Genomic DNA, 18,208 nt, shown 5'->3' on the forward strand with positions numbered 1-18,208 from the left:
TATCGCTCGCCCTTTGCAGCATTGGCTGCTACGGCTTTTACCGGAACAAGCAAGGACAATCGTTCCCATTTTCGAGCGATACCTGCTTCAAAATCAATATTGGTGGCGTTGTGCTCATGGTGATGGTAATCGTGAAGATGTCTCAATAAGTCTGCAGTGGACACGCTCTTGCTGAATTCATGGGTGCGAGATCTATTTTCCCCGCGAACCGTTCTTTTCGGATGACACTCCCCTCCGGTAGAATCGCTATCGTGTTCTAAACTCAAGGGAACACTGATCATTCGGGCAAACTGCGGCGCGGCGACGCGTCTCCCGTGAACACCGAAACCCTTTGACCCCAAGCAATTCAAAGCGTGACCACGACTCCTGCCGCCTTTCAGCGCTGCATCTCGCCCGAGTGCGGCCAGACGTACGATCTTTCCCAAGTTCTCGTTGCTTGTCCCAAGTGTGGCGATCTGCTCGATATCGCCTACGATTGGGATCGCTGTGAACCGCCGAAAACCTGGAAAGATATCGAAGCCAACTGGGCCAAACGGACCAATCCGCTGAACTTTAGTGGTGTCTGGCGTTTCCGTTCGCTCTTCCCTTATGCGACCGACGAGCAGATTGTCACGCTCGGCGAAGGGCAAACACTTCTACAGCAGACCGATCATGTCGGCAAATTCGTCGGTCTCGATCCTGGTAAGCTGCACCTTCAATACGAAGGGATGAATCCGAGCGGGAGCTTCAAAGACAACGGCATGACCGCCGCGTTTACCCATGCTCGAATGGTTGGCGCCAAGCGAGCCGCGTGTGCTTCGACCGGCAACACGAGTGCGTCGTTGGCGATGTACTGCAGCGTGACCCGCTTGATGAAAGCGGTCATTTTCATCGGCAGCGGGAAAATCTCGTACGGCAAGCTCTCCCAAGCTCTCGACTATGGCGCGCTAACGCTACAAATTGCGGGCGACTTCGACGATGCGATGGCTCGCGTGAAAGAAGTCAGCAAGGACATGGGCATTTACCTGGTCAACAGTGTGAATCCATTCCGCCTGGAAGGCCAGAAGTCGGTGATGTTCCGCGTGCTGGAAGCATTGCAATGGGAACCGCCAGATTGGATTGTCGTCCCCGGCGGGAACCTTGGTAACAGCAGTGCATTCGGAAAAGCATTCGCCGAACTGAAAGAACTGGGCCTCATCAGCCGAATTCCTCGACTGGCGGTCATCAACGCCAGCGGTGCCGATACGCTCGATCAGCTTTACAACAATCACGATGTCCGCTGGAACGACGGTCGCTACCCACGTGAAACGATCGGCGACTACTACAAGAAGATGGACGAAGCTCAAGCCAAAGCGTCTACGCTTGCCAGCGCGATCGAAATCAATCGACCAGTCAACTTGCACAAATGCTTGCGAGCTTTAAACGACTGCGACGGCGTCGTGCGTCAGGTTTCCGATCAAGAGATCATGGATGCCAAAAGCCAAGTCGGTGCCGGCGGAATGGGCTGCGAGCCAGCAAGTGCCGCGAGCGTGGCTGGCGCGAAGATCCTCCGCGAGCAAGGCATCATCGCTCCAAGCGATCGCGTTGTCTGCATCCTGACCGGACACCTTCTGAAAGATCCGAACGCGACGGTTGCCTACCATACAACCGATCAGGAGACGTTCAACAAAGTTCTCGGTAGCCGAGGCGTCAAGCGAGCCACATTCGCGAACCGCTCAGTCCCCGTAAAGAACGACATGAACGATATCGTTCAAGCGATTCAGCTATACGGCTAGAAGCCATCAACGATTTGCCAGGTGCCATGCTCACGCCTGGATGAGCATGCTTCTATTAGATGCAAGCCATGCCCACGCGGATGTGAGCATGTCCCCCTATTGATCCATTCATTGACCGTCACGAAAGATTTGATCATGCCAACACGAGTCGCAATCAACGGAGCCGCGGGACGCATGGGGCAACGGCTTGTTGCCCTCGGTAGCCAGGACGAATCGTTGGAAGTAGTTACCTGCTTCGAGCACTCCGGACATACCAAGTTCGGCGAAGATGCCGGCAGTGTGGCTGGTATCGGTGAGATCGGCATTCGGTTGGCAGAAGAAACATCGGCCCAGTTCGATGCGATCATCGACTTCTCGGTTCCCGCAGGTGCCGATGCGGCAGTCGAACGTGCGCTGAATGCCAAAGCGGCGCTCGTGATGGCCACCACCGGCTTGGACGAAAATCAACAGGCCAGCATTCGTGAAGCAGCCAAAGTCATTCCTGTGGTTTGGGCTCCGAGCATGAGCACCACCGTTAACTTAACGATGAAGCTGTGCGAGATTGCTGCCGAAGCGCTGAAAGACATCCCGGGCGGTGCGGACGTCGAAGTTCTGGAGCGTCATCACCGCTTCAAAGAAGACAGCCCGAGCGGGACCGCCTTGCGATTCGGTGAGCTGATCGCCAACAAGATGGGGATCACGAACTTTGTCCATGGACGCGAAGGTCGCCCGGGCACTCGTCCGCATAACGAGCTTGCCTACCACGCGATCCGTACCGGCGACAACCCTGGCGAGCACACCATCATCTTTGGGCTGCTCGGCGAAACGATCGAAATGACCGTCCGAGCCAGCAACCGCGACTGCTACGCCAGCGGGGCCCTGCAAGCGGCCAAGTTCGCCGCCGGAAAAGATCCCGGTCTCTACAACATGAACGACGTGCTGGGTCTGTAAGATCAAAAAAGCTGAATGCGATTAAATTGCGGGAGTGGCCCCCAAAGGAAAGGGGAACCATTCCCGTTTTCTTTTGTTTATACTTTGTGCTCCTACCTCATCTTCGAGCCCTCACCGGATTTACCATCCTTACATTGGAGCACACCATGAAACGCCTCTTCGATCGCGCGGCTTTTTGCGCCGTGGCACTTGTTGGAACCATGTTTGCCGCTTCGGCTAATGCCGCGGAACCACAACCGCCGGAAGGCTTCAAAGCCTTGTTCAATGGCAAAGATCTCACCGGCTGGTATGGCCTGAATCCTCATCAATCGGCCAACTTGAAGGGCGAAAAGAAAGAGGAAAACCTCAAAAAGCAGCGAGCTGAATTCGCCGAGCATTGGACGGTTGAAGATGGCGAACTAGTCAACGACGGCCATGGTCCTTACGCCACGACCGAAAAAGACTTTGGCGACATCGAACTGATGATCGATTATAAAACCGTCCCCAAGGCGGATAGCGGTATCTACTTGCGAGGGACCCCTCAGGTTCAAATCTGGGACGTCACAACTCCGTTCAATCCAGAACAACCGAACATCAAACGCCACCTCGGTTCCGGCAGCCTCTGGAACAATTCGGTCGGTGCCCCTGGTCGTGATCCACTGGTCCTGGCCGATCGTCCCTTCGGCGAATGGAACTCGGTGAAAGTTCGCCAGGTCGGCGACGTCACTTGGGTTTGGCTGAACGACAAGTTGGTCGTTGACGGTGCCGTCATGGAAAACTACTGGGATCGCAGCAAGCCACTTCCTGCAACCGGACCGATCATGCTGCAAACGCATGGTGGCGAAATCCGCTGGAAGAATATCTTTATTCGCGAAATCAGTGAAGAAGAAGGCAAGGAAATCCTGGCCAAAGCCAAGAAGTAATCGCTTCACGCGGATTATCAAAAGCAGATCGTTCATTGCCCCGGATCCTTCCGGGGCAATGTCGTTTCGAAGGGGGCGTTCTCGTTAAACGCTACTTCACCCAGCCTGCCGAACGAACACCGGTTCCTTCGACGCCGGTCAGCGAATCGCCCAAATCTGCACGAATCGGCTCGGCCAATTTCTTTAGTCGCTCGACCACCTCAGGGTGCTGCTCAGCGAGATTCTTTGTCTCGCCAGGATCTGCGTCTAAATCAAACAGACTCAACTCGATCTTCTCGACACGACCACCATGGCGACTGGCGATGCCTTCAATCCCACTTTGGGTGATCGACTGGGCCGGGTTCTTTCCCCAGTTGGAAGGCTTGCCACCTTTGCCTGGTTCGGCGGCGACGGTGATGTAAGGGTGTGGGAAATGCAACTTCCATTTGCCACTTCGCACCGCTTGCAGTCCGGTGCCACCGTAGAAAAATAGGGCTTCGTGCGGAGTCTTCCCCTCTTTGGTTAGCATCACATCCGCGATGTCGAGACCGTCGATCTTCTTGGTAGGCATTTTTCCACCCACCAGCTTGGTGAGCGTGGGAACCAAGTCGATCGACATGATCGGTTCTTTGCACACATGATCGGCCGGAATATGTCCTGGCCACCGCATAACGCACGGCACGCGAACGCCCCCTTCAAACGTGGTCAGCTTGCCTTCCCGGAAGGGACCTGCATCGCCGGCATGCTCTCCGTAACTCGGCCATGGTCCGTTGTCGCTGAAGAAGATGACAATCGTGTTTTCAGCGAGTTCCAAACGATCGAGCGTTCGCATCAATTCGCCCACCGACCAATCCAGTTCTTCGATCACATCGCCATACAGCCCATGCCGTGTACGACCGCGAAATTCTTCCGAAGCAAAGATCGGCACATGCGGCATGATGTGCGGCAAGTAAAGAAAGAATGGCCGCTCTTGATTTCGCTCGATAAACGAAATTGCTTTTTCGGTAATTCGTTTCGTAAAGAAGCTTTGGTCAGGGTCCAGCTCGACAACCGTTTCTCCTTCGTACAACGGATACGGCGGCATCTCAGCGGCGAGCACAGGATGATACTTCGTATTGTCATTGGAATAAGGCGTACCGAACCATTCATCGAACCCGTTTCGCGTCGGCCAAAACTCCATCACCGTTCCAAGATGCCACTTGCCCATCCCAGCGGTCGCATATCCGAGATCCTTAAACATCTCCGGTAGCAAATACTCGTCCGGATGAATTCCATTCTTACTGGTATGGTTCAGCGCGCCTTGCAAACTTAATCGGTTGGGATAGCACCCACTAAGAAACGCCGCGCGGCTGGCCGTGCAAACCGGCTGAGCGACGTAAAAGTTCGTGAACCGGGTTCCCTGCCCCGCAAGTCGATCAAGATTGGGCGTCTCGAAGCCTTTCGCTCCTTGACTGCTCATATCGCCGTAACCCATGTCATCGGTCACGATCAAAATGACATTCGGCAAAGGATCTGGCGATGCCTGGGCAAGCAGCGTCGAACAAGCAAACAGCAACGATACGATGGCGGCAAGGGAAGTCTTCATGATGGGATCTCAGGTGGGGTTGGGAGACACGAGAAGCGGCCCCCATTCTGAAATCCTGATGTCCGCGCGTCAACAAAAATAGCGGGCCGAGCGATCGGACGAGGGTGCGATGCATCCTCCAAGATCGTCTCGAACCCGCTACGTCCTGCTACGTCGGCGGTGACTGCAAAAGAGGCTTATCGCCGTCCTCCGCTTTGTAGATTCATCTTGCGTTTATCTTCGGCCGAAAGTCCTGACTTTGGCTTCAGCTCTTCCCCTTCTAACTCAACGTTCAATGTTGGGTTGGAAGCGGCAATCTCCATTTCCATAGTCGACTGCGAGTTGAACTTGGGCGGCACGAATTGAAACATGATGGGCTGAGCCTCGGGAATCCGGTCGGTCGGAGGCGTTTCGCCGATCTTCTTTTCGGCAGTCACTTTCACCAGGCGAAGTCCTGGAGTGGTTTGCAAGGTGAACTTTCCATCTACGATTTCCGCACTTGCGAAGTGCCCGTCGTTGACTGGCTGCAGCTCGATATATCCCTTTTGGATCGGTTGCCCGTTCCAAGTTGCCGTTCCTTCGACTTCCATTTTGCCGTCCCCGTTGCACCCCAACAGTGCAACGAGAGCGAGCATTGCGAGACACATCAGGCTTCGTGACGAGGTGGTGGCCATGATGTTACTTCTCCGGTAATTAGAAGAGCGATTGTTGGAAAACCGATTGCGTGGCGATTAGTATTCCGCGAGAACTTCGCCACCGTTTCGTGTTCCCAGGCCACGCCAAACGGTCAAGTTCACCGTCTCGGCAACGAATCGAACTGAGCCATCGGTCAGTGCGACATTCACGCCGCCTGGATGCCAGCTGCGTGGAGCAACCACGTTGGCTCCCCAGTCCCAATCGGCATGTTGAGTACACTTGGCCCCCAGAGCACCTCCCAGGTTCAAATGGCAACGGTTGGTACGATCGTTCGCATCAGCGTTGGGTGTCAGGAATGTCGTGAAACCAGCTCCCATAGCGACTTGAGCACGACCGATGCTGCTCCAGTAGTCTTCTTCCGAAGGGGTGATGATTTCCGAGAACAATAGCGTGTTGGACAAACCGTCTGTACAATCGCGAAGTCCAGCCGCTTTCTCCGGAACGAACATGCCCGCTTTTCCAGCGTAGCCATCGACCACATTCCATGGCGTCCCGGAGTTGAAGTTCGAGTCGCCGTAGCAAACGACATAGTTATGCAGCGAGTTCTGCCAATCGTCGGCACCCACTTCCTGGATCTTGCTATCGTCCGAAGGACACAGCATCGCGTCCAAAAGCTGCATACGAGCATAGCTTCGAACCGAAGCGCCGCCGTTGATCTTTACGGTCAAGTTCAGTTCTTCGTACATCGCGTTTTCTTCGATGAACGGAAGGATATAGCAGTACCACGAGTAAGAGTCGCGGCCCCAAGCAGCATTGTTGTAGCTACCCGCAGGAAGCTTGCCGTAGGTGTCGTGATGATTGTGCATGGCCAACGCCAATTGCTTTTGCTGGTTGGTGCACTGCATACGTCGAGCAGCTTCGCGAGCTTGCTGAACCGCAGGCAGCAACAGAGCAATCAAAACACCGATGATCGCGATGACGACCAGCAATTCAACCAAAGTGAAACCACGTCGTTGATGACGTCCGACCAAGTTGCAAGAGGCGTTGCACATGGGATGGAACCTTTCAGGATAAGGAGCCATATCTACGACTAAGAAGTATGAGACTTAGCACGCAAGATAAGGGGACTCTTCAGGAATCCTACGAAAAGAAAAGCAAAACAAAAATTAGGCACGAACGATGATTTTTCACACCTGAGGTGAGATCGCCACGCTTAAGATCCGACAAGGAGGCAAACTTGGCAGTAAGCATTGGGCAATCGCGTCAGGCGATTTTTCCAGAATATCAATGAGCGCTGCAAAACCCAATGAAACATTATTCATACATGCCTTAGTAATTTACATGTACATTTGGCATACCTCGTGTCGCAAAAGCTCTGATCCAGCGTCCTTTTTTGCGTCTGTTTTTCTAGGAAATGATTGCAAAACGGGTGGTTCCGAGGGAAGAATGGGACGTTCCTCCTCATTCACCCTGCCCATAGCCTTGTTAATGGAAGTCGCCCCGAATGATTCGCGTACTATTCATTTTGCTTCTACTTTTGACCATCACGCCTGCAATTGGGGCGGCTGAGCGTCCCAATGTGTTATTTATTGCCGTCGATGACCTACGCCCCGAGCTCGGTTGTTACGGAAAGCCGCATATCCACTCGCCTAATATCGATCGTCTCGCCGCGGAAGGCACCACCTTTGAGCGGTCGTTCTGCATGGTTCCCACGTGCGGGGCATCGCGTGCTTCGTTGATGACGAGTATTCGACCGACCAAGAAACGGTTCGTTTCGTATCTTGCCTCGGCCGAAGAAGAAGCCCCCGGCATTGTTACGCTCAATACCCACTTCAAAAACGCTGGCTACACGACGATCTCGAACGGCAAGATCTTCCATCATGCGAGCGATAACGCCGATGGTTGGAGCGAAAAGCCTTGGCGTCCCAAGGGGCCGAGCTACAAGCTGCCGGAAAGCCTCGCTGCCGCGAAAACCACGCCCAAAAAGCGTGGCCCTGCCTATGAAGCGGCTGACGTGAAAGACGACTTCTATCGCGATGGCAAGCTGGCCAACAAGACAATCAAGGACCTCCAGCGGCTCAAGGAACAAGACCAGCCGTTCTTCCTTGCCGTTGGTTTTTTCAAGCCGCATCTGCCGTTTGTCGCCCCGCAGAAGTACTGGGATCTCTACGATCCAAGCACGATCGAATTGCCGGAAACGTATCATCGCCCAAAAGATGCTCCAAACGTTGCGATCCACAGCTCAGGCGAACTCCGCGCCTATGCTGGCATTCCGAAAAAGGGACCTGTTTCGGACGAAACGGCTCTGAACATGATCCGCGGTTACTATGCGTGCGTCAGTTATACGGATGCCAACATCGGCCGCCTGCTCGACGAACTGGACCGTCTGGATCTCGCCAAAGACACGATCGTCGCCCTCTGGGGTGATCATGGCTGGAACCTCGGCGAGCATACTTTGTGGTGCAAACATTCCTGCTTCGAAACGTCGATGCACGCGCCGCTGATTGTTAAAGTGCCCGGCAAATATGCCGGTCAGAAGACGGCGGCGTTGACGGAATTCATCGACATCTATCCTTCCCTCTGCGAACTGTGCGGGCTCGAAACTCCACAGCACTGCCAAGGCGAAAGCTTCGTTCGCCTACTGAAAGATCCAGCTGCCGAGGGCAAGCCATTCGCGGTTGGTCGGTTCGGCCCGGGAGACACGATCCGCTCCGATCAGTTCCGCTACACCGAGTACTTCGGCAAAGATGGCAACGTCCATTCGACAATGCTTTACGACCACCAAAGCGATCCTCAGGAAGATACCAACGTCGCTGAAAAGCCTGCCGTACAGCAAGATGTCAAAGAGCTTTCCAAGCAGCTCCAACAGCGGAAAGGAAAGTAATCGCTCGCGCGACGCTTTCTCGTAATGGCTGACTGTCGGCCATGAAGACCTTCAAGCCGAGCGTGACCGAGCGATGTCACGTTCGGCTTATTGCATATCGGGAGGGGCGTTTTTTCTGCCACGTGCTTTGTCCCTCTAAGCTTGGAAATTGCCCGAATTCGCCGCACATGGCCTGCACACAACCGAATATTTACCAAGTACTTTTTGTACACTTGGACAATACTTCGTTACAATAAGTATCACTCGCGATGAAACGTGCTTTCGGCACAATTAAGGGGAGCCAAAAGCACACTTAAGGTCCGTGATTCTCGCAGCTACCAGGCGGCCCCGGTCTGGCTCTGCTTCCGGTTGTGTGCTTGCAGCCATCGCGGTAGGCTACCATTCTGGTGCGACGATTCTTTGACGACGGATGGCTGATGAAATATTTCTACTTCGACAACACGACCCAAGAAGGCGTCGAATCGAATGCCACGCTGGAAGGTCAGGAAGCGGACATTCTGAACGCCTGGGAAACGCTTTCTCCGGTCGAAGGATCGTTCCTGGGCGTCTATTGCGAGAACGGCCAGATCATGCAGTTCATGTGGGAAGAGAACTACATTCAGCTCGATATCCCCGACGCCGACCGCAGTGGGTCGATGCAAAAACCGGTCACGCGATCAGAAGCGAGCGAGCTGCTGCAGCAAACCATCCGTGGGGCCGATCCCAGCGAGATCCCCGATCTTGAATTCTTTCAGTGGTAACGACAAGCGATGGCCAAATGTGACGAAGGCTACCTGTGCGATGTATGCGGGCAGCCGGTCGAACGAATCTTTGAATCGGATCTCTACCTCCGCTACGTCATCGGCCAGCTCGATCCGGAAGTGCTGCACACCACGCCGGAACGCCATGTGAAATGCAATCCCGCGTTGGCCCAGTTCATCGTCCACGAGAAGTTCAAACCGGTCGCCTGTCCCGGCGATTTCGACAAACAAAATCTCGACCCGGCGTTCGTTCAGCAGCGGGAAATGCTCGTCACACGTGGCTACGAACGCCTAAGAGAACTGGCCAGGCTCGATCTTCCGATTGTTGATTACCCCTTGCCGGAGTTCCGGGGGAAATTCGCGAAGTAAACTGGTAGGCGCGACTTTGGATCGTACATCCCGCATTCCCTTGGGTAGCCCGCGGTTGCTTGCAACCCGGGGAGCGCAGCGAACAGAGGTTTCCGGATGAGTAAACCGCACCCCAAGACCTCGATTCGGCTTCGCCTCCCCAGGTTACAAGCAACCATGGGCAACCCGTGAATCGACGGAGCAAGCAATTCATGATTTCTGTTCGCGTTGCCACGACGGCTGAGGCGTCTCTTGTGGTCGAGATTCGTGAACGCTGCTTTGCGTCGGTCCGTGACGTTTATCGTCCCATTTCGGATCGCCAAGCCAATCCCTTATCGCTTCCAAGGGAACGACTCGATGCCATTGCTTCAATCAACAAAATCGATGCTGGCGTGATCGGCTTGTACAACACAGAAAAGACTCTCCGCGTGATTGGTCTTGGTGTGCTTCCCACATATCGCCGGCAAGGCATCGCTCGGCAATTGCTCCAGTTCGCAGAACAAATCGCCAAAAGCCGTGAACAAGATACGATCGAATTGTCGACAATCGCTGAGACAGGCAATCACGAGTGGTTTCAGCAACAAGGCTTTTCGGTCATCGAACGTCGTGTCGCCGATTGGTGCCTAGGGCCATGTGGTGAAACGGTTCATGAACTCGAAATGCGAAGAGGTCTATCGCCCGGGCTAGCGTAGCTATCCTTACGCTCGTTGGCCAGACTCGATCTCCCGATTGTTGATTACCCGTTACGCGTGAAGCGATGGAGAAAACTCTCTGCGTCCGCATAGCGGACCCTACGGTAAGATTCGCCTACGTGGGCATAGGCTTGGCGCCGTGCGGGTAGGTTTTACTTTTCGAGGTATTGCTTGGCCAGCAGCAACGCGCCCTGCACGACGACTGCTTCGCCGAGTTGGGCGGGGACGATTTCGTAGCTTTGGGCCAGCGGTGGGAAGACGTACCGGGCGACGTTTTCTTTGAGAGGGATCAGGAAGCGATCTTCCGGCATCATGGATACCCCGCCGCCAATGACGACCACTTCCGGGGCCATCAATGTCATCATTTGGGCGATGGCCCAGCCGAGCGTTTCGACGGCGTCGTCCAACACAATCTTGCACATGCCGCTGCCGTCGATCGCCGCTTTGACAATGTCTTGCGTCGTCAGCGCGTCAAGGTTTCCGTCGCAGCGAGCCAGAATCGCGCGGTAGTCGTCCTCTTGATCCTCCGGTTCGATTCGGCTCATCCAGTCCCGCAGCTGGTTCGCAATACCAAATCCGCTCGATTCGGCTTCCACGGTATCGTCCGCATCTTTATAAGCCACCCCAGGACGCAGATGACCGATCTCGGCGAATGCAGGCCGCGACGTTCCGATCAAGTTTCCATCGACGACGTACCCGCCGCCAATGCCACTGCCGACGGTGACGTAGAACGAACTTTGCTTCCCCTTCCCTGCCCCCAGCGTTGCTTCGGCGAGGGCGGCCGTGTCGCAGTCGTTGCGAATGATCGTTGGCAGGCCGAACTGATCGCGGCACCAATGGGCCAGCGGAAATTGATCCCAACCTTCGACTTGATGGCTGGTGGTGATGATGCCGGTCTTCGCATTCAAGGGACCACCGAACCCAATGCCCATCGCGTCGACTTCGTGCTGCGACTGAAGCGAATGAATCATCGCTTCCAGTTGCTCGCGAATCCCTTCCGCGCCACGGGTTGGGTCGATCGTTTCCCGCAACGAACAGATCGGTTGCAGCTGCTCGGTTTCGGCTAACGTGGCTTGCAGCTTGGTCCCGCCGATTTCAACGCCGATGACGTTCATTTGGCGTAGCGGCCTTCATCGTTGATGCGGGCAAAGACGTCGTTCAGCACCCAGTGGAAGATGGCCAGGTGAATGCTTTCGACCATGCCCATGTCGTCCAGCGGAACGTGGAAGCTGTGCTGAGCCATGTCGCGCAGCTTGCCGCCGCCGTAGCCGGTCAGGCCAAGCGTTTTCAGGCCATGACGATTCGACCAATCGACCGCCTTCAAAATGTTTTCGCTGTTGCCGCTACCGCTGATCGCCAGGACGACGTCCCCTTCCTGGCCGTAGTTCATCACTTGCTGGAGGAAGACCTGGTCGTAGCCGATATCGTTGCCGACGGCCATGATCCAGCCGACATTGTCGGTCAGGCTGAGCACTTTCAACCGACGCAGCGATTCGTCGCCGAGATCGGACTCGCGAAGGGAGCTTTTGCCGAAGTCTTCGGCCATGTGACTGGCATTACAGCCACTGCCGCCGTTGCCGAAGATGTAAACGAACTTGCCGTTTTGGTAAGCTTCGTAGACGAGATCGGCCCACTGGGTGATCTGCGATTGATCGAGCTTGTCGAGTTCGGCTTTGAAGCGATCGATGTACGCCGCGATGTCGAGCGATGCTCCGAGCATTTTATTGCTGTCCTTATCTTTATCGGGATGACCGGTGGAATTTGTTGGGGATGACGCGACTAGGCATGGGCTGCGTGCTGACCATTAAACGGTTTCCGCTTCGTTCTCCAACGTTTCCGATCGCGGGTGATAAAACAGGGCCACCGGAAGCATGATGAAGAGGGTGAATGCAAACAGGTAACAACGAGGCATGCTTCCCCAAAGCAGAACCTGATCGAAGACGGAATACAAGAACCCTGACAGGAAGATGGCCAGCCAGTTGGCTCGCGACATCTCCGCGATGACTTGGCCCTTTTGATCTTCGGGGGCTTTCGCTTGCAGGTAGACTTGGATCGGAACGGAAAACATTCCGGTGAAAACGCCAAGCAAAATCAGCACCGGAAGACTTCCCCACAGACCGAGCATGTGGCCATGATCGCCGCCGGGGGTGGCCATTAAACCAAGACAAAACAAGATGCCCCAAGCCCCAATCTGAACCAAACGAAATTCGATTTTGCCGCTGGAAAGCACGCCGGCCAGCATGCAGCCGATGCCGATGCCCAGCCCGATCGCTCCGCCAAGCCAACTGGTTTGGGTATCGCTGAGTTGCAGTTGCACTTTGCCGAGCGAGTTGACGGCTTGTTGCACGATACCGGCCGTCAGCCAGAACATGCACGACGCCAGCAACGCCTTCAAGATCGAACGATCCTGCATGAACAGTTGCCGGGTCTTCTTCGGTATACCAGCCGCTTGCCAGGTGAATTTGGCATCGGGGGTGGCTCTGGGGGTGCGGCGAATGGGAATCGTAGTCAGCGTTCCGATGACCGCCACAACGACACACACGAGCGAAGCAATCCATAGGTTGCCTGACAGGGTATCTCGCAAAATACCGGCGAGGACCGTTCCGAAAATGATCGCCAGGAACGTGGTCATCAGGAACACGCCGTTGACTTTCGGCAGATCGCGGCCGTGGAACAGCTCTGGCAGAATGCCATACTTGGCCGGGGCGAACAGCGTGCTTTGAAAGCCCATGAACGCTAACACGAGCATTAGGCCGGTCATGCCGAGTTGGTCGTACCAGAAGAAAGCGGCGACGCCGAGCGCCATGGCCACGATCTCGAGCACTTTCGACACGCGGATGATGAACGTTTTGCTGAACTTGTCGGCCAGAAATCCGGTCGGTCCGGCGAACAGCACAAAGGGCGCCGCGAAGACAATCATCGCGAGCCCTTGATAGTCGGTTTCGTCTTTCCCCTGCAATGCCTGGTTAACGGCAACCAGCAGCAGCAACTGCTTGAAGATGTTGTCGTTGAACGCCCCGAAGAACTGGGTAGCCGTAGTTGCCCAGAACGAGGAGTCGCCTGAGAGTCGCTCAGGAATCACCTCGCCCAGAGAGCCCTCCGTGGGGGATTCGTACGAATTAGAAGTCGCGTCCATGGAAGGCATTATCGACGTTTCGCGGGAATGATCCTAGGCGAGTGCGCATAGAAAACGCGGCGAAACAGGCTCACCGCGTTAGATTTTCTGGAAGTTTTTAGGTAACGCCGACCAGCGTTTACTTGGTCAGCACGACCAAGCCACCACGATCGACGGCACTGTTGACCACTTTGAAGAGTCGCTTAAGCGTATGCAAACGGGCACCAAACGTCCAAAGGCCACTTCCGATGCGGCCGATCATTCCGCCTCGCTGCGAAGCGAGCGACTGCGGTTTAGTACGCATCAGCATGTTCATGACGTCGCGAGGAAACGGGAAGTAGCGGGCCTTCGAGTACCCAATTTCCGCACCGATTTGCATGATGTGCGAAGGAGGCATATCCTTTTCGGTCACGCCATATTCTTCCACCGCGTGGATAGAATCCTCGTGCTTTGAATGCCCTTTGCCAGGCTCGTGAGTGACGACAACTCCGCCAGGCTTAAGAGCGCGAAAGACAGCTTCCAATGCCAAGCGTTCATCTTCCGCATGATGAAGCGAATCGAAGAAGCAGGCACCGTCGAACTCGTTTTCGTAGGCCATCGATTCATAGTCGCTGACGACGAAGTTCGCCGAATGGGCTTCGTAACGCTGCTTGTTAATAATGGCCGACTTGATCATGTCGGGGGCAATATCTTGACCGACGACTTCGTAGCCCATTTTGGCTAGAAAGCAGGAAGTCCAACCAGTCCCACAGCCCAGATCCAAAACCCGGCCAGGCGGATCATGCAGAAGCATCCGCATCATGCCCAAATCGGCAAACAAGTGCCCTGCACCTGTGTCGGAAAACGGCTTGTTCTCGGCATGTTCCTTACGGCCATCCGACAGGGCGCTCAAATAGGTCAGTTCGCCAGCTTTAGGCATGGATCTATCCGTAAATTCGTAAGCAATCGTCTAGGGTGATACCGCCGCCGTATCGTGGAATGGCTGCTAGCATTCGCAGCATGGGATACGGCCCACAAAGGGTACGAGAATCGGCCGCCACAGGACAAGATCAGTTTGATCGGCAATCGCTTGAGATAGACGCCGAAGGAAACAAGCTATTCGCATTTGCTTTGCAGATTAAGCCCTTTAAAGAATGGGCGTCTCGCAGCCAGGACAACACCTCTTGTCGTCGCGGAGCCTCATTTTGCGTGGCTTGAAACTATTCGTTCCGCAATACCAAAGCGACTCGCCACAGTGGGGCATTTCACCTTGGGAATACAGTACCACTCTGTCACGACAGATGAAATGATAATCGGAATGCCAAAGAAACAGCTGATGGCCGCTACACCAGCAAACGTTGAGTTTAGGCTGCCAAGTAGTACTGCCATTCCCACGGCAGGCAAAAACATTGCCATGGTCACGAGCGAACGAACTTGAGCGGCACGCACTAAATTGAGATGAAGTACCTGAGCATCGATCCACTTGTTCATCATCAAACTCGCCGAGAGGTATGTCGCCGTTTAGAACGGTATTCGCTTCGTCCCAGTGAATATTTGACCTATGTAACCGCGCATAAAAAACGCGGCCACCACTGGGTACCGCGTTTCCTGATTACCTGCTAATACCCTTCCACTGAAGCGAATTCACTTGGGGAAGGTGACCGAAAAGGGCCTAGCTTTTGTCGTCTTGCAGGGCGATTAGTTCGTCTTGCGAGGCCATCGCTCGGATTTCTTCGGTGATCTTCATGCTGCAATACTTCGGGCCGCACATGCTGCAGAAGTGGGCGCTTTTGAAGGTATCTTGCGGCAACGTTTGATCGTGGTAGGCCTGGGCCGTTTCAGGATCGAGCGACAAACGGAACTGTTCGTTCCAGTCGAATGCAAAACGAGCCTTGCTGAGGGCGTCGTCCCGATCGCGTGCGCCGGGGCGGTGACGAGCAACGTCGGCCGCGTGGGCAGCGATCTTATAGGCGATCACCCCTTGCTTGACGTCGTCGGCTTCTGGCAGACCCAGATGTTCCTTTGGCGTCACGTAGCACAGCATCGCGGCACCATGCCATCCAGCGAGTGCGGCACCGATGGCACTGGTGATATGGTCGTAGCCAGGAGCGATATCGGTGACCAGTGGACCAAGGACATAGAACGGAGCGCCATCGCAGACTTCCTGCTGACGCTTCATGTTCATTTCGATCTGGTCCATCGGCACGTGTCCGGGACCTTCGACCATGACTTGGGTGCCCTTTTCACGGCCACGCTTGGTCAGTTCGCCCAGGACATCCAGTTCCGAGAACTGGGCGTCGTCCGAAGCGTCGGCCAGCGAACCAGGTCGGAGGCTATCGCCGAGGCTCCACGTGACGTCGTACTGACGCATGATGTCGCACAAGTCGTCGAAACTGGTGTACAGCGGGTTTTGCTTACGGTGAGCCATCATCCACTTGGCGATCAGCGAACCGCCGCGGCTGACGATGCCCGTCACGCGGTTGGTCGTCAGGTGAAGATGTTCCAGCAAAATGCCGCAGTGGATGGTCATGTAGTCGACCCCCTGCTTGGCTTGATGCTCGACCATATCCAGGAAGTGCTGCGGAGTCATGTCCTCGATGTTACCGCCGAGGTTTTCCAGCATCTGGTACATCGGCACCGTACCGATCGGCACAGGGCTCTTTTCGACAATCTTCGCGCGGATGGCGTCGATGTTTTTTCCGGTCGAAAGATCCATCACCGTATCGGCACCATGGTGCACGGCGACGTGAAGCTTTTCGAGTTCGCCATCCAAGTCGCTCGTCACGGCACTGTTGCCGATGTTGGCGTTGATCTTGCACTTGGCGGCCAGACCGATGCCCATCGGTTCGAGAACCCCTTGCAGGTGAACCTTATTAGCTGGGATCACCATGCGACCGGAGGCAACTTCGTCCCGCACCAACTCAGGAGAAAGATTCTCCCGCTTGGCCACATACTCCATTTCCGGGGTGATGGTCCCCTCTTTTGCTGCAAGCAGTTGCGTCGACATGAAATTCAGAATCCTCGTTCAGGCCGCCGGCCTGTTTCGTGTGACGCGGTTTGGTCGTAACCGCTGATTTTTTAAAGGCTTTCGCTCAACGATTCATGGTATCGAGTCCCCCTACCGTGTCAATCTGGCAGAGGGGCCTTCCGGGGGGCGAAACCCCGGTTTTAGACCCAAAATCATAGGGTTTTCAGATACTCGAGCAGCGATCCTTTTTCCGCTTCGCTCAGCACGCTGGGGAAGTCGTGTCCTGCGGCGCTCTTGCCGAAGCGAGAAGTATCGAACACCTCACGTCGATCGATCGAAGAAAGCCCCTTGGGAACTTCCTCCAACACATCGACCGAAATGCCCATCTGCTCGTGGTCGTAATCCAAGTTCTTCCAGCGCCAAACCTTTGGCCGCTGCTCGGGATGCAGCAAGTGCCAGAGCGTCGGCACCGATCCGTTATGCAGATACGGAGCCGATGCCCAGATGCCATCCAGCGGTGGGGCGACATAGCCAGCGGGATCGGCGATCAGGCCTTTCTGTTCACCATAGGTATTGAACCAGCTCTTGCCATATCCTTCGCGATGCTCTGGCGTCAGCGAATCGAGCCGGGCCCGATCGGTCTTAATCACGTCGATCGAAACCATCTGCTCAGGATACTCCGCGTTGTCGCCATAAGTCCCGTGGCATTCGCTGCAATGATTGTTAAATACAATCCGCCCCTGGTCCGCTTTGTCCGTATCGATCTTTCCTGGGTACTTCGGTGGCTCAAGCGAACTTAAATAGGCATACACGTCGCGGAAATCTTCTTCACGGTCGCGGAACGCTTTGGCTTTGTTCTCTTTCACCAACGTGAACTGCAGCAGTCCACGATGCCCTTTCGGGGCGAAACCATCGAGGTAGATATTCTCTTTCTTCGAGAAATGCCACCATGGCGGCGGCTCCATGTCGTGATGCAGCATCTTCGGAAAGCTGGCCCCAGGGACCATGTTCAAATCGGCATCCCGCAGAGAAAGCAGCGCCACGCCAAAATTCACGGCGTTGGTGGTCCCCTTATTGTTGCCCATCGGAAAGACAAGCGAACTGTAGTCGGTCGGCACCAGCTTTTTGCCCATCAGTGCTTTCGCTAGGCGAATTTCGTCCGTGATGCCGGCGAAGTCAAACCGATTGTTGGGCAGGCCAGGAATCGGTTTTCCATCAACTTGGCCCCCATGGCACGAGAAGCAGTTGAGCGTCCAGTTTCCTTTCCTATCGACAACGTACTGCAGCGGTTTGGTCGGATCTTCAGGCCGCCCTGTAAGGCCATACCGCTCGAACGCCATCTGTCGGCGCTCGTCGGGGGTGGCTTGTTCCGCTTGCTCACGTAACTCCTTGGGCCAGATCTTCCAAACGTTGTCGAACGTTTCCTGGTCGAAATAAGGAGGCAAGTAAGGCGTATCGATCAGATGCTGATAGCCAGCCTGGGGATCGCCGGTGGGCGTTTCCGCAACCGACACGACCGGCACGGCGAGAACCATCAGCAATACGAAAAGACGCTCGATCATGAATCCATTAAAACCAATTTCAAACATTGGGTGCCATGCTCACATCCGCGTGGGCATGTCCGAAAGAAGTCCGCGGCCCTGGTGAAAACCGCAAAGGGCTTTCTCTGGCAACGATGCCCTTGATTATAGGAAAGCAGGCAATTGGGGGGCCAGTC

The 18,208-nt window shown here is 55.1% G+C and carries 17 protein-coding genes; 7 read left to right on the forward strand and 10 right to left on the reverse strand.

The annotated features are described in order from the left end of the window. Positions 1 to 353 precede the first annotated feature (353 nt). From thrC to LA756_RS12255, 3 genes are all read left to right on the forward strand, one after another. Entirely contained in the window at positions 354 to 1,754 is a 1,401-nt protein-coding gene (thrC, locus tag LA756_RS12245) for a threonine synthase (RefSeq protein WP_224440160.1), read from the forward strand. A 135-nt stretch (positions 1,755 to 1,889) separates the two neighbouring features. Continuing rightward, positions 1,890 to 2,684 (forward strand): 4-hydroxy-tetrahydrodipicolinate reductase, encoded by a 795-nt coding sequence (dapB, locus tag LA756_RS12250; RefSeq protein ID WP_224440161.1) that lies wholly within the window; start codon positions 1,890 to 1,892, stop codon positions 2,682 to 2,684. Between the two features lie 146 nt (positions 2,685 to 2,830). Further along, a complete protein-coding gene (locus LA756_RS12255; RefSeq protein WP_224440162.1) occupies positions 2,831 to 3,586 on the forward strand; it encodes a DUF1080 domain-containing protein in 756 nt (251 codons plus the stop codon). A gap of 91 nt (positions 3,587 to 3,677) precedes the next feature. On the opposite strand, the gene LA756_RS12260 is transcribed toward LA756_RS12255, so the two are convergent. From LA756_RS12260 to LA756_RS12270, 3 genes are all read right to left on the reverse strand, one after another. After that, a complete protein-coding gene (locus LA756_RS12260) occupies positions 3,678 to 5,150 on the reverse strand; it encodes a sulfatase (RefSeq protein WP_224440163.1) in 1,473 nt (490 codons plus the stop codon). Between the two features lie 176 nt (positions 5,151 to 5,326). Continuing rightward, positions 5,327 to 5,803 carry a hypothetical protein gene (locus tag LA756_RS12265; protein WP_224440164.1) on the reverse strand — a complete coding sequence of 159 codons (477 nt, stop codon included), beginning with the start codon at positions 5,801 to 5,803 and terminating at the stop codon, positions 5,327 to 5,329. A gap of 57 nt (positions 5,804 to 5,860) precedes the next feature. Beyond that, positions 5,861 to 6,817 (reverse strand): DUF1559 domain-containing protein, encoded by a 957-nt coding sequence (locus LA756_RS12270; RefSeq protein ID WP_224440165.1) that lies wholly within the window; start codon positions 6,815 to 6,817, stop codon positions 5,861 to 5,863. 452 nt (positions 6,818 to 7,269) lie between these two features. On the opposite strand from LA756_RS12270, the gene LA756_RS12275 reads away from it, so the two are divergent. The 4 genes from LA756_RS12275 to LA756_RS12290 all read left to right on the forward strand — a co-directional run bounded on the left by LA756_RS12275 (position 7,270) and on the right by LA756_RS12290 (position 10,429). Next, entirely contained in the window at positions 7,270 to 8,649 is a 1,380-nt protein-coding gene (locus tag LA756_RS12275; RefSeq protein WP_224440166.1) for a sulfatase, read from the forward strand. A 416-nt stretch (positions 8,650 to 9,065) separates the two neighbouring features. Next, entirely contained in the window at positions 9,066 to 9,389 is a 324-nt protein-coding gene (locus LA756_RS12280; RefSeq protein ID WP_224440167.1) for a hypothetical protein, read from the forward strand. A gap of 9 nt (positions 9,390 to 9,398) precedes the next feature. Further along, complete coding sequence (locus LA756_RS12285) at positions 9,399 to 9,758, forward strand: hypothetical protein (RefSeq protein WP_224440168.1); 360 nt, start codon at positions 9,399 to 9,401, stop codon at positions 9,756 to 9,758. Between the two features lie 191 nt (positions 9,759 to 9,949). Then, the gene (locus LA756_RS12290) at positions 9,950 to 10,429 is read left to right on the forward strand and encodes a GNAT family N-acetyltransferase (protein WP_224440169.1); all 480 of its coding nucleotides are present in this window, start codon (positions 9,950 to 9,952) and stop codon (positions 10,427 to 10,429) included. 152 nt (positions 10,430 to 10,581) lie between these two features. Here LA756_RS12290 and LA756_RS12295 read toward each other — a convergent pair whose 3' ends face one another. From LA756_RS12295 to LA756_RS12325, 7 genes are all read right to left on the reverse strand, one after another. Then, positions 10,582 to 11,544: an ROK family protein gene (locus LA756_RS12295; protein WP_224440170.1), complete on the reverse strand. Its 963-nt coding sequence runs from the start codon at positions 11,542 to 11,544 to the stop codon at positions 10,582 to 10,584. Further along, entirely contained in the window at positions 11,541 to 12,149 is a 609-nt protein-coding gene (locus LA756_RS12300; protein WP_224440171.1) for an SIS domain-containing protein, read from the reverse strand. Before LA756_RS12300 ends, LA756_RS12295 begins: the two co-directional genes overlap by 4 nt. 84 nt (positions 12,150 to 12,233) lie before the next feature. Next, positions 12,234 to 13,574, reverse strand: a complete 1,341-nt coding sequence (locus tag LA756_RS12305) for an MFS transporter (protein WP_224440172.1) — start codon at positions 13,572 to 13,574, stop codon at positions 12,234 to 12,236. A 109-nt stretch (positions 13,575 to 13,683) separates the two neighbouring features. Continuing rightward, positions 13,684 to 14,463, reverse strand: coding sequence for a bifunctional 2-polyprenyl-6-hydroxyphenol methylase/3-demethylubiquinol 3-O-methyltransferase UbiG (locus LA756_RS12310; protein ID WP_224440173.1), 780 nt, complete (start codon positions 14,461 to 14,463; stop codon positions 13,684 to 13,686). 260 nt (positions 14,464 to 14,723) lie between these two features. Next, a complete protein-coding gene (locus LA756_RS12315) occupies positions 14,724 to 15,017 on the reverse strand; it encodes a hypothetical protein (protein ID WP_224440174.1) in 294 nt (97 codons plus the stop codon). Positions 15,018 to 15,195: 178 nt separating this feature from the next. Beyond that, positions 15,196 to 16,530, reverse strand: a complete 1,335-nt coding sequence (thiC, locus tag LA756_RS12320; RefSeq protein WP_315858360.1) for a phosphomethylpyrimidine synthase ThiC — start codon at positions 16,528 to 16,530, stop codon at positions 15,196 to 15,198. 173 nt (positions 16,531 to 16,703) lie between these two features. Continuing rightward, positions 16,704 to 18,053 (reverse strand): cytochrome c, encoded by a 1,350-nt coding sequence (locus LA756_RS12325; RefSeq protein ID WP_224440175.1) that lies wholly within the window; start codon positions 18,051 to 18,053, stop codon positions 16,704 to 16,706. Positions 18,054 to 18,208 lie beyond the last annotated feature (155 nt).

Source organism: Bremerella sp. TYQ1 (genome assembly GCF_020150455.1).
Taxonomy (GTDB): domain Bacteria; phylum Planctomycetota; class Planctomycetia; order Pirellulales; family Pirellulaceae; genus Bremerella; species Bremerella volcania_A.